This window comes from Gemmata obscuriglobus, from assembly GCF_008065095.1.
Classification (GTDB): Bacteria; Planctomycetota; Planctomycetia; order Gemmatales; family Gemmataceae; genus Gemmata; species Gemmata obscuriglobus.
Genome location: NZ_CP042911.1, coordinates 8,128,972 through 8,140,708, shown reverse-complemented (window position 1 = coordinate 8,140,708; position 11,737 = coordinate 8,128,972). Strand labels below are relative to the sequence as shown.

Sequence of the window (11,737 nt, the reverse complement as noted above, 5' to 3'; positions counted from 1 at the left end):
AACGTTCGGGGCGCGGCGGCGGGAAGGTTCCTTCCCGCCGCCGCGGCGCCGAACGTTGATGCCACGTACCACCGCCCGATCAACGACCACAACCGGGCGCGAGGAACGCGATTATCACCACCGGCAGCGGCAAGCCCAACAGCAGGGCCGCAAGCCCCCAGCGGATCTTACCCAAACGGCTCGTCGGTTGTTCGTGCGGGGTCATATCGGCACTCCGTCAACGGAGGGTGAGAAAAGGCGATCGAGTCCGGCGGCCGTCTCTGACTGGCCGTGTGTGTTAATGCAACACTCGTGCCGGAACCGCGCCCGACCCAATCCAGTAGTTTCAAGTTTCAGGTTCCAAGTGAAGTCACGACGGCACGAGGCACCGGAGCTTTTTGACGAGCCAAGTTCCGACCTGGAACCTGGAACTTGAAACTACCGCAATCGTGAAGATTGCGCGAAGAAGCGGCAGTGACACTTGTTTTGAAAGCCCCAAGTCGAACTACCTAGTGGTGAGGGACTTGTGAATCGCTCAGAGGCGTGGTGATGGATTTTTGGAACGCGGTCGGTGAAATGGGCGGCTGGCCGCTGGTTTTCCTGTTCGTCGCTCTGCTGGTGGCGTTCGCGTTCGAGTTCATCAACGGCTTCCACGACACCGCCAACGCCGTCACCACGGTCATTTACACCCGCACGCTCTCGGCCACGCCCGCGGTGCTGTACTCGGGGGTGATGAACTTCCTCGGCGCGCTCCTCACGGTTCTGGCCGGCGGGGCGGCGGTGGCGTTTAGCATCGTGAACCTGCTGCCCGTCGATTTGCTCATCGACGCCAACTCCAACGCCGCCCTCGTGATGGTCCTGGCGCTGCTCTTCGCCGGGGTGATGTGGAACCTCGGAACGTGGTACCTGGGGCTCCCGGTGTCGAGTTCGCACACGCTCATCGGTTCGATCCTCGGGGTCGGGATGGCCAACAGCCTCTGGAAGGGCGAGGGGCTCAGGGGGGTGAATTGGGCCAAGGCCGGCGAGGTCGGGGCGGGGCTGCTCCTGTCGCCGTTATTCGGGTTCGTTGTGGCCGCGGCCCTGCTCCTGGTCATGCGGCGCACGCTGAAAGAGCCGAAGCTGTACGAACCGCCGCACGACGGCGACCGCCCGCCGCGGTGGGTGCGGGTGGTGCTCATTTGCACCTGCGGCGGGGTCAGCTTCGCCCACGGTTCGAACGACGGCCAAAAAGGGATGGGGCTGTTGCTGCTGGTGCTGATCGGGTTCATGCCGGTCCACTACGCGCTTAACGTCAACGACCCTGAGAAGGTGCCGCAACTCCTGCACGCCACAAACGAGGTGCGTGCGGCGTACGCGAAGTACGAGGTGCCGCTGCCGGACGCGCTGGACCGGGACCTCCGGTACGTTGCGGGACACCTCGACGGGCTCGGCAGCCTCAACGACCTGCGGACGCGCGAGGAGAAGGACGAGAACGGCCAGCCGAAGAACGTGCGGTGGGAGGTGCGCCAATCGCTGTTCCGGACGAACCGCGAAATCAAGCGGGCGGGGGCCGACCGCGGCACCCCTGCGGAGTTCCGGGCCGAACTGGAACGGGTGAGGAAGACCCGCATCGCGCCGACGATCGAGTTCGTGCCGGTGTGGGTGGTGGTCGGCACCGCACTGGCGCTCGGGATCGGGACGTGCGTCGGGTACAAGCGGATCGTGGTGACGGTGGCGGAGAAGATCGGCAAAACGCACCTCACCTACGGGCAGGGTGCGGCGGCGGAGGCGGTGGCGGCGGCGACGATTCTGGCCGCGGACATGGTCAAACTCCCTGTGAGCACGACGCAAGTGCTGTCGAGCGGCGTGGCGGGCACGATGGTCGCAAACGGGTCGGGGGTGCAGGGCGGGACGTGTCGGAAAATCTTACTCGCGTGGGCGCTGACGCTGCCCGCGTGCATGTTGCTGGCCGGACTGCTGTTCACCCTCGGCCGGCTCCTGGTCGGCTGACGCCGGAGAACTTGATCCTCGGGTCTGTCTGGGGTGAAATGTTCGCTCCGGGACGGGCATCATATCCGTGCCGAGAACCGCTGCCCTCGGCGCACCCTGCTGTTGCGACTCGCAGCACCTCCCGCGCCCGAACCGTCCCACCCGCGCGACGCGGGCCGCTACGAAACGGTTCCTCCGCCGCGCTCGTTATTGAGGGCTGCAACCGGCGGACCGCCGCAGGGACCGTATTCCGCGCGGGGGCGCCGCGCGGAAATGCGATAGAATAGGGTGCCCGCACTCTCCGCCCACTGTCGCTCGGAACCGCGCATGGCAACGCGCCTCACTTGCCCTTGCGGGAACGTTTGGGAGCACCCGACCGGTGAGCCGGTCCCGGACGACCCGCGCACCGTCTGCCCGGTCTGCGCGTTGGCGAGCGAGAACACCCGCGAGAACACTCGTCCCCCTGCGACCGGACCGATTTCGCCCCCGCCCCCGGAAGCCGGTTCGGCGCCCGCCCGCGGGGCCGCGATCGGACCGGGCCGGGTCATCGCCGGCTACGAGATCATTGAAGAGATCAACCGCGGCGGCATGGGGGTCATCTACAAGGCCAAACAGCCGGGCGTGAACCGCCTGGTGGCGCTCAAGGTCATTTCCCCGGGGAAGCTCGACCAGCCCGGCTCCCGCACGCGGTTCAAACGCGAGGTGCGCGCCTCCGGGCGCCTGAGCGACCCGTGCATCGTCACCGTGTTCCAGACCGAACTGGACGGCGAGATCCCGTTCGTGGCGATGGAGTACGTCCCCGGAATCGACCTGCTGCGGCTGGTGAAGCAGACGGGGCCGCTCCCGGTGGTGGACGTGGTGTACTACGCCCGCCAGGTGGCCGAGGGGCTCCAGCACGCCCACGAGGTGAAGCTGGTCCACCGCGACATCAAGCCGTCGAACCTGATGATCAGCCCGTCGCCGCTGGCGCCGGCCGAGGGCCGCACCGGCCGGCTGCCGAAGGTGAAGATCCTCGACATGGGGCTCGCGCGGGTCGCCGACGTGGACCACGTCGACCCCGAGACCGACGACCTCACGCAGCCGGGCGTGTTCGTGGGCACGCCGGACTACGTCGCGCCCGAGCAGGCCGAGAACCCGCGGGCCGCGGACAGCCGCAGCGACCTGTACTCGCTGGGCGGGGCCATGTACTTCTGCCTCACCGGCGAGGTGCCGTTCCCGGGCAAGACGCTGGCGGCGAAGCTCCGCAAGCAGCTCACCGAGCCGCCGCCGTCCGCCGCCGCCAAGCGGTCCGACGTGCCCGTCACCGTGGACGCCGTCATCCGCAAGCTGATGTCCCTGGACCCCAAGGACCGGTACCAGACGCCCGCGGAACTGGCGGCCGTGCTCGACGCGATCCTGAAGGAGGCCCCGCCGAAACCCGGGACCCGGGCCGCCCCGGTGGTGGCGTCGGTGTACGCGAAGGGGCACGACGGCGCGATCGGCGCGATGGCCGCGGCCCCGGACGGGGCGTTCCTGCTCACCGGGGCCGACGGGGCGCTGAAGCTGTGGCACCCCGCGACGCTGAAGGAGCAGAAGGCGATCCTGGGCGACCTCGGGCCGGTGGAGCACCTGGCGATCGCGCCGAGCGGCAAGTGGGTGGCGACGTGCGCGATCCGGCTGAGCGCGTCGGACATGGGGGTCCAGTTGTGGGACCTGAGCACCGGCAACCAGGGGCGCCCGCTCCGCGGCCCGACGGACAACATCCACGGGGTCGACGTGTCGCCGGACGGACAAGGCATCGCGGCCGGGTCCGCGGACAAGATGGTGTGGCTGTGGCTCCGCGAGGCCGGCCGGCCCACCTCGGCGGTGTGCGTCAAGGGCCACACGTCGGCGGTCACCGCGGTCGCGTTCGTGACCGCCGACTCGCTCCTCTCGGCCGGCGCCGACGGCACCGTGCGGCAGTGGGACCTGAAGACGGGCAAGTCGAAGGGGGTGCTCCCGGCCCAGGTTGGGGCGATCGGGGCGATGTCGTACGCCGCGAAGCGGGTGGCGGTGGCCGGGCGCGAGGGGCTGGCCGTGCGGCAGCCTAGTTCGGGCACGTTCACGAAGCTGAGCGGCCACGACGGCGCCGTCGTGTGCTGCTCGCTCAGCCCGGACGGCAAGCTACTGGCGAGCGGCGGCGCGGACGCGACCGTGCGCGTCTACCGCGCCGAGGACGGGCTTCCGCTCGCCGCGTTCGTGGGCCACGACCGGCCGGTGCGGACGGTCGCGTTCGCCCCGACGGGTGACGCGGTGTACTCGGGTGACGAGGGGGGCACGCTCCGCCGCTGGCCCGCCCCGAAGCAGAAGTGAGAACCGCCCCCATCTTCGTTGTGGCCCGCTCGCTCCGCGAGCGGTTGCAAAGCCGCCGATGATGCGCCACGGCCGGTCTGACGGGCAGAGCACCGCTCGCGGAGCGAGCGGGCCACACCGAAACCAGAAATGCCGACAAACAAGCCCTTTTCGGGGCGAGTGGCGAGCGCTAAACCGGGCCCGCCCCGCCGCTCACCCGAAGGCGGTTGCGGCCCGGTACACCAGGGCCAGCGCGCCGTCCTCGCGCACGCGCGCCGCGAACGTCCGGACCAGCGGCTCGCCGTCGACCGCACACGCCGCGACCAGCTCGTTCGGATCGATGCGCTCGGCGAGCAGGAACTGGAGCACCTCGGGGCGGGCCTGTGCGTACAGGACCCGCAGCGCGGGCGCGAGCCGCGCCCGCACCAGCCCCCGCACCAGTTCGGGCGGGAACTCGTCCCACGGCCCCGCTTCGTCCCGGTGGGCCTCAAGCATCCGCGCGAACGCGGCCAGTAAAGCCGCTTGCGGGCCGTTCACCCGGTCGCACTTCCGCAGCGCCTCGGCCGGCGCCGCCCGCGCCCACTCTGAGACCGCCCGCAGCGCCCCGCGCCGGCCCGGCCCCCAGCCGAACGCCACCGCCCGCCGGATCGGCTCCGGAACCAGCAGCGAGCGGTTCCACAGCTCGGCTAACGTCCAGTCGCGGTCGATCCGGTCGAACGCCTCCGGGTGGCGCAGCTCGAGGTGCTTGAGGTTGCCCAGGTGGGGCGTGCATTGCAGCGCGACAGACGGCTGCCGGCACGCGATGCGGCCGATCACGTTCGCGAGGTGGTTCAACCATAGCACCTCGTCCAGCTCGCGCACCCGGCGGGCGAGCGCGTCGAGGTCGAGTTCGATCTTCAGCCAGCACTCGTGCGCCGCGGCGGCGTCCAGCCGGAGGGACGCAAGGGCGAGGAGAGCGGCCCCCGGTGCCTCCGGGTGGTCCAGCAGCGCCGTGTACGGGCCGTAGAGGGCCTCGGGGGCCGCCGCGAGTTCGCGCCGGTACAGTTCGACCGCCGGGCCGCCCAGCCCGGCGCGCGTCAGCGCCAGCGCCAGCCAATCGTGTCGGGTGCGGTCGGCGTCGAGCGCGGGCCGCAGCGCGAGCAGCCAGTACAGTCGGAGCGGCACGTCGGGACGGTCGCCCCCCTCGCGCTCGACGGCGGCCAGCGCCGCGTAGGCGTCCGCAAAAGCGCCCCGCCCGGCGTCGGCCCACGCCGCGGCGACCGGATCGACGAACGGCCGCGGGGTTCCGGGCACCGGTTCCGGAGACGCGCCCCCCTCGGGTGCCGAAAACGTGGCGGCCGGGAACGGTGGGGGCACGTCCGGGGCGTGCGGCGGCGCGTCCCGGTACCAGCGGCTCATTTCGATCGCCGCCTCGTAGGCCTCGCGGATGCGGCGGAACTCGTCCGGCGCGTGGTCCGGTTTGTACTTGCGGATCAGCCGCGTGTACGCGCGCTTGAGGTCGGCCTCGCTCACCGACCGCGGCACCCCGAGCAGGGCGAACGGGTCGGCGGGCCAGTCGCGCGGGTCGTCGGGCAGCGGCGGTGCGTCCATCGGGGCGGGCTACGGTGAAGTTGTTTGCTGCGGGATGATGTAGGACCCTGGTTTCGTCGGCCGGCCGGCGCGGACCCAGTCGCCGTACCGAAAGGGGGGAGCGGTGCTCACGCGCTCGTGCCGCTGACATGCGGCGATCAGGAACGCGTCCAAGTACACGCGGACCTCGTTCGGCCCGGGCTCGCGCCCGTCGGTCGCCTCCGGCCGGCCGGCGCTCAGCCACCTTTCGTAGATGGGCGGGCGGACGGCGGAGCGGTCACGCGCGTGCTCGCTCTCGTATAACTGGCACGCGGCGACCTCCTCCGCCGTGAATTTCGCATCGGAACGCTTCGGCCCGGTGTCGGCAATCGGCGGCAGCGGCTCCGGCTTGCCGGCGGCGATCCAGGCCGCATAGTCACGCGGCGGCGCGTCGTTCCCTTTGAACCCACGGCTCTGTTCGTACCTGCGAAACTCGGCCACTTCGGCGACGGTAAACAGCGGGCGCTGGGGCTTCTCAAACGTTGGCATTCGAACCGAGCTGTTCGGCACCCAGGGGCCGTCGCTCGGCCGTTTGCCGTCCGTGGGTCCGGTGAGCAGGGCTTTGAGCAGCAGGATGACGCCGATCCCGATAGCAGGGCTGGCGACCTGCCGCCAGTTCGCCCCGCGGCTTCCGTGCGACGCGGCCGGCTCGTGCGCGCCGAACTGGTGCGCGTGCGGGTGAAAACCAGCCGGCCCTCCCGCCCGGACCGTGGGCGCGCGGGCGCCGGCGGCCAGCGCGGCGGGGCCGAACGCCGGGTCGAGGGCGGTCCGCAGCCGGGGCTCGAGCGCGACCAGGGCCGGCGCGTCGCGCTGCACCACCGGCAGCGCCGACCGCCACCGGTCAATGTCGTCGGCGCGGGCGAGGAGCCACTGCGCCCGCTGGATCGCCCGCGCCCGCGGCGGCAGCACGAACAGCGTGCGGAACTGTTCGGCCAGTTCCTCCGCAACGGGGTCGCCGAGCGCGGCGGAGGCCGCGTCCAGCCCCGGTTCGAGTTCGCGCAGCCGCACCGGGTTCGCGCCGCGGTGCGAGAGGCGGTCCCACTCCAAGAGCCGCTCGGCGGGGGGCAACGACCAGAACCGCCCCGCGAACGCTTCCACCTCCGCATCGAGCGCCGTCTCGCGCCCGTCCTCCAGCCCGGTCGGGAGTTCGGCACCGGCGAGTTCACCGGCCGCCAGTGCCTGCACGGGCGCGGGCACCAGGTCCGCCGGCAGGCTGCGCAGAAACGCCGCCGCCGCCTCGTCCGGGGGCGCGTCGGCGGGGATTCCGAACTGCTCGGCCCACCGGGCGCGGGGGTCGGCGGTCATGGGGCGTCTCCGTTCGGCCCATCGGTCTGCGGGTCGTACAGCGCGAGGAACCGTTCCAGCTCTTCGCGGTGCTGGGCGATGACGGCCGGGTCCTGCCTCCCGAGCGCGGCCTCGAACCCGTCGAGGAGCAGGCCCAGGGCGTCCCGCAGCTCGGCCGGCAGCTCCTTGAACGCGCGCTCGGCGCGGAGCAGCACGAACCGGTTCACCTCCTCGTCGCGCGGGTGCGTTTTGAGCTTGGCCATCGCGGCCACGGCGGCCCGCACCTGCGCCTCCGTCATGCCCTGGGCGTGCCGCGCGATCACGTGCGAGGTCGTCTTCTTGGTGGCGACCACCGTGGCCTCGACCTCGAGCACGCCGTTCAGGTCGTAGGTGAACCGGATGTCCACCGGCTGGTGCGCCGGGCCGGGCGGGACGCCCCGCACCTCGAACTCCCCGAGCAGCAGGTTGTCGTCGGTGCGGCGCGACTCCCCTTGGTACACGCGCACGCTGATCGCCGTCTGATTGGGGTGTACGGTCGAGTACCGCTTCACGCGGCTCACCGGGATCGTCGTGTTGCGGTCGATCACCGGGTCGAAGTACCCGCTGCGGCTCTCCGGGCCGAGGTCCTTGCTCACCTCGACGCCGAGGGTGAACGGGGCCACGTCGGTGACCACCAGCTCCTCGACCGCGGCGGCGCGGCCGACCAGCCCGGCCTGGACCGCCGCCCCGAGCGCGACCACCTCGTCCGGGTTGAGGCGCCGGCGCGGCTCCTTCCCGAGCAGCTCGGTGACGCGGCTCACCACCAGCGGCATCCGGGTCGCGCCGCCGACCAGGATGACCTCGTCGATCTGGTCGCGGGTCAGCCGGGCGTCGCCCAGCACGCGCCGGACGGGCAACTCGGCCCGCGCCAGCGTCGGCGACACCCACGCGTCGAGCTGCGCCCGCGTGACCGGCACCTCCGCGCACCCGGCGCCGAACTCCCCGTGCTCGTCGGGCACCCGAACGGTAACGGTTTCCTCGCGGCTGAGGGCGCACTTCGCCCGCTCGCACTGCTGGATCAGCCGCGACACGCGCTTCGGGGTGCGGGCCTCCGCCTGCTCGTAGGACACGCCCTGCGCGGCCAGGAGCCGCGCCGCCAGCGCCCGGGTGAAGTCCTCGCCTCCCAGCGCGCTCTCGCCGCTGGACGCTTTCACCTCGAGGGTGCCCTCGAACAGCTCCACCACCGACACGTCGAACGTTCCCCCGCCCAGGTCGAACACGAGCAGCTTCTTGTCGGCCCCCGCGTCGTGGAACCCGTAGGCGATGGCCGCGGCCGTCGGCTCGTTCAGGATGCGCTCGACGGCCCAGCCGGCGATCCGGCCCGCCGCGATGGTCGCCTTGCGCTGCCGGTCGTTGAAGTACGCCGGCACGGTGATGACCGCGCGCGACACCGGGCGCTTGAAGTACGCTTCGGCGTCGGCCTTGAGCGCCCGCAGCACCAGGCTCGACAGCTCTTCGGGGGTGAACTCGCGCCCGCCGGCGGTGAGCTTGCGGTCGGTGCCCATGTACCGCTTGAACAGGCTCGCGCAGCGGTCCGGCTTCAGCACTTGCAGCTCTTTGGCCGCGGCGCCGACCAGCACCGCGCCGCGCTCGTCCACGCCGACGACGGAGGGCGTGAGACGGCCGCCGATCGCGTTGGGGATGATCTCGGGGCCGTCGTCGGTGAGGAACGCGGCGGCGGAGTTGGTGGTACCGAGGTCGATACCGATGACCGGGTCCATTCGCGGGCGTCCGTGGAGCGCAAGGCAGGGCGACCGGAAGGACCGCCGCACGCCGCCGGAGGTTCAGTTGCTGCGCTATCGTACCCGTTCGAGAACCGTCCGGGTAGTCACGGGAGACCCAGTTGTCTCAAGTCGGCACGTCGAACGTGCGTAAAGTGGAAGGCACTGTGAGCGTGTCCGTAACGCGCTGCGTGCGCCGCCGGCGGTCAGTCGCCGCCCCCGCCGCACCCGCCGCCGCATCCACCGCCGCCGTCGCCCCCGCCACATCCCGATCCGCACCCGGAACTGCACCCGCTCGGCGACGCCTCACCGGTTTGCCGCGGGTACCACGCCTGGAGCGGCGCGACCGCGGTGCCCGCCAGCACGGCCGTTCCGAACAGCGCCACCGCCATCCCCGCGTCGCCAGTGCTCTCCCACCGCGCCGCGGCCTTCAGCGCTTCGTGGCGCTCCTTCTGCGTCGCAAGCACTGCCCGGCCGCGGTTGGTGAGGCGGAGCGAGCCGGACAGCAGGACGGCCAGTCCGGCCACCCCGCCCACAACCGACGTGATCAGGAGGTAAAAAGTCGGTCGGCCGGCCCACGCCGCGAAAACGAACTGCGGGAGCACGAGGCACAAATAGACCAGCGCGAACGGGAGCAGCGAGGCCAGCGCGATGCGAACCTTTCGCGCCACCGGGAGGGTGACGCCGTCGCGCGCGAGCCGCTCGGCTTCCTGAGCGAACGCGGCCCCCACGGCCAGTTCCACCGGCTTCAGGGCGGTCACCTCGTTCGACACCGGCAGCGAACCGAGGACCGCGCGCTCCACCGCGCTCGCGTCCTCCGGCGCCGGGCCGACCGCGCAGAGGGTCTTGCCGTCCGGAGCGACTTCCGCCAGCCCGCGGCCGACGACCCGCGCGAGCGCCGCGGTCGTCAGCCGCTCCGTCCCGCCGCCGAGGTACGCGGTCTGCGCCCAGTTCAGCACAACGGCGTCGTCCCCGGGCGTCGCGTTCGGGGTGCGCAGCACCGACCGGATCACCCGCCCGCCGCACACGGCTGCGACGAGCGCCAGCACGAGGGGGAAGAGAATGTCGGCGCGTTTTAGCGCGAACGGGTTGAACGAGTCGTCGCACCCCGGCAGCAGGACCGCGACCAGCGCGAACCCTGCAGCCAGGCCTGCGGCCCGCTTGATGGGGGCCTTCGGGATGACCCAGTTCCGGGCGGTGTTGACGACGCGGTGCCGGGTGTCGTCGCCGAACCGCGCGTCCGCGCCGGGCCACACGTCCGCCGGCGGGGTGCGCCCGAACGCCCGCTCGTAAGCGTCGAGTGTGGCGGTGTACATCGCCAGGTGCTTATCGCCCTCTGCCGGTCCGCCCGTCGTGGGCTCGTGGTGCAGCGGGCGGCCGATCAACTCGCCGCAGAGCCTTTGCCAGTAAGACTTGGTGTACGTGAGGTGCAGGTGCCACGCGGCGTCAACGTCCTCGGACGGGCACACTTTGAAGCCGGTTGTGGCGGCCAGAAAGACGTACCGCTTGTACTCTTCGATGACGCGCTCGGCATAGGAGCGTGACCAACCGTGCTCGCGGGCGAGTCGGGCGGCAAACGGTAGCGCGACCGCGCCGCCGTCGATGTCAAACGCGAGGAGCCGCCCGAGCAGTTCCGCGTCAGCCGGGACCAAAGGGCGAGACATGAGATTGCCCCGAAGGAAGTAAGTGCGTTCTACTCACAGTGTACTTCGCTCGCGGACCTGGGGCGTTCAAGAAGAACACAAGAAGAGGGGTGGGCGCAAGAGACGTTGGGAAGACAAAGCCATAGAAGAGATTGGCCGCAAAAAAAGCACAAAGGGCACAAAAGGAAACCGAAGACGAAGACAGAAGAGTGAGTTCAACACTTTATCTGTCTTCGCCTTCGGTTCCCTTTTGTGCCCTTTGTGCTTTTTTGCGGCCAATCTCTCTTCTGAATTTACTTCGGCGCGTTGGCGGCGAGGGTGGCCTTCACGATCTCGACCAGCTTGTCGAACGCGGCCGGGTCGTGGATCGCGATCTCCGACAGCGACTTGCGGTCGAGCGCGATGTGCGACAGTTGCAGGCCGTGAATGAACTCGCTGTACCGCATGCCGCGCATCCGGCAGGCGGCGTTGATGCGGACGATCCAGATCCGCCGGTACTCGCGCTTCTTCGCCTTGCGGTCGCGGAACGCGTACGTGCGGGCGCGGAGCAGCGTGGTCTTCGCCATCCGGAACAGGTTGTGCCGGCCGAGGCGGAAGCCTTTAGTGAGTTTGCGGAGCCGCTTCTTGCGACGAGCGGTTGTAGCCTTACTACGAGCGCGAACCATGACCTAACCCCTGGTGTAAGAATGCCGATGAGACAAGAGTGCGGGTGAGCAACAACTCACAGAACGCCGAGGGCGATCTTGTACTTCTTCTGCACCCGGGGGCGGTCGCCGATGATCCCGGCCTTGCGGAGCTGACGCTTCCGCTTGGTCTTGATGTGGGCGTTCAAGTGGCGCCGGCCGACCTTGCCGTACTTCAGCTTGCCGGTGGCGGTCACGCGGATCCGCTTCTTGACGCTCTTGTTCGTCTTGTTCTTGGTGGCCATGACTCGACAGCTCCGTGCTCGGGAGCGGGGCTCGGACGGCCCCGACTTGGTTCCCCGCGGCACTCGGTTAACGACCCTCGCCGGCTCCCAAAGGGCGCGCGGTCCGAGGCGGGTCGTTCGCGTCGGCCGGGACGCCCGTCGCCTCGGCCGGAATTACTCGGAACTGCGATTGTAGGGAGTGTGACGCGGGGCGAAAAGGGGCCACTGGCGGCGCCAAACGCGGCGGGTTACCATGTGGGACGAAGCGACCCTCCCGC

General features: G+C 70.5%; 9 protein-coding genes. 2 read left to right on the top strand and 7 right to left on the bottom strand.

Features of this window, described 5'->3' with window-relative positions; translation table 11 throughout:
- Positions 1–79: 79 nt before the first annotated feature.
- Positions 80–205, bottom strand: coding sequence for a hypothetical protein (locus GobsT_RS40685; protein ID WP_261190226.1), 126 nt, complete (start codon positions 203–205; stop codon positions 80–82).
- A gap of 323 nt (positions 206–528) precedes the next feature.
- Here GobsT_RS40685 and GobsT_RS33735 point away from each other — a divergent pair, with 323 nt between their 5' ends.
- Positions 529–1,968 (top strand): inorganic phosphate transporter, encoded by a 1,440-nt coding sequence (locus GobsT_RS33735; RefSeq protein ID WP_010050974.1) that lies wholly within the window; start codon positions 529–531, stop codon positions 1,966–1,968.
- A 306-nt stretch (positions 1,969–2,274) separates the two neighbouring features.
- Positions 2,275–4,278, top strand: a complete 2,004-nt coding sequence (locus tag GobsT_RS33730) for a WD40 repeat domain-containing serine/threonine protein kinase (RefSeq protein ID WP_109571425.1) — start codon at positions 2,275–2,277, stop codon at positions 4,276–4,278.
- A 192-nt stretch (positions 4,279–4,470) separates the two neighbouring features.
- Here GobsT_RS33730 and GobsT_RS33725 read toward each other — a convergent pair whose 3' ends face one another.
- From GobsT_RS33725 to rpmI, 6 genes are all read right to left on the bottom strand, one after another.
- On the bottom strand, positions 4,471–5,847 hold the full coding sequence (locus GobsT_RS33725; RefSeq protein WP_010049873.1) for a J domain-containing protein: 1,377 nt from the start codon (positions 5,845–5,847) through the stop codon (positions 4,471–4,473).
- A gap of 9 nt (positions 5,848–5,856) precedes the next feature.
- Positions 5,857–7,170, bottom strand: a complete 1,314-nt coding sequence (locus tag GobsT_RS33720; RefSeq protein ID WP_010049876.1) for a hypothetical protein — start codon at positions 7,168–7,170, stop codon at positions 5,857–5,859.
- Positions 7,167–8,909, bottom strand: a complete 1,743-nt coding sequence (locus GobsT_RS33715) for an Hsp70 family protein (RefSeq protein ID WP_010049878.1) — start codon at positions 8,907–8,909, stop codon at positions 7,167–7,169. Before GobsT_RS33715 ends, GobsT_RS33720 begins: the two co-directional genes overlap by 4 nt.
- Before the next feature lie 206 nt (positions 8,910–9,115).
- Positions 9,116–10,573: a TIGR04222 domain-containing membrane protein gene (locus tag GobsT_RS33710; protein ID WP_081471979.1), complete on the bottom strand. Its 1,458-nt coding sequence runs from the start codon at positions 10,571–10,573 to the stop codon at positions 9,116–9,118.
- 272 nt (positions 10,574–10,845) lie between these two features.
- The gene (gene rplT / locus GobsT_RS33705) at positions 10,846–11,217 is read right to left on the bottom strand and encodes a 50S ribosomal protein L20 (RefSeq protein ID WP_010044580.1); all 372 of its coding nucleotides are present in this window, start codon (positions 11,215–11,217) and stop codon (positions 10,846–10,848) included.
- A gap of 56 nt (positions 11,218–11,273) precedes the next feature.
- Complete coding sequence (rpmI, locus tag GobsT_RS33700) at positions 11,274–11,480, bottom strand: 50S ribosomal protein L35 (RefSeq protein ID WP_010044582.1); 207 nt, start codon at positions 11,478–11,480, stop codon at positions 11,274–11,276.
- Positions 11,481–11,737 lie beyond the last annotated feature (257 nt).

Coding starts and splice junctions, on each gene's coding strand:
- GobsT_RS40685 (WP_261190226.1), bottom strand. CDS start 205: ATGACCCCGCACGAACAACCGACGAGCCGTTTGGGTAAGATCCGCTGG.
- GobsT_RS33735 (WP_010050974.1), top strand. CDS start 529: ATGGATTTTTGGAACGCGGTCGGTGAAATGGGCGGCTGGCCGCTGGTT.
- GobsT_RS33730 (WP_109571425.1), top strand. CDS start 2,275: ATGGCAACGCGCCTCACTTGCCCTTGCGGGAACGTTTGGGAGCACCCG.
- GobsT_RS33725 (WP_010049873.1), bottom strand. CDS start 5,847: ATGGACGCACCGCCGCTGCCCGACGACCCGCGCGACTGGCCCGCCGAC.
- GobsT_RS33720 (WP_010049876.1), bottom strand. CDS start 7,170: ATGACCGCCGACCCCCGCGCCCGGTGGGCCGAGCAGTTCGGAATCCCC.
- GobsT_RS33715 (WP_010049878.1), bottom strand. CDS start 8,909: ATGGACCCGGTCATCGGTATCGACCTCGGTACCACCAACTCCGCCGCC.
- GobsT_RS33710 (WP_081471979.1), bottom strand. CDS start 10,573: ATGTCTCGCCCTTTGGTCCCGGCTGACGCGGAACTGCTCGGGCGGCTC.
- rplT (WP_010044580.1), bottom strand. CDS start 11,217: ATGGTTCGCGCTCGTAGTAAGGCTACAACCGCTCGTCGCAAGAAGCGG.
- rpmI (WP_010044582.1), bottom strand. CDS start 11,480: ATGGCCACCAAGAACAAGACGAACAAGAGCGTCAAGAAGCGGATCCGC.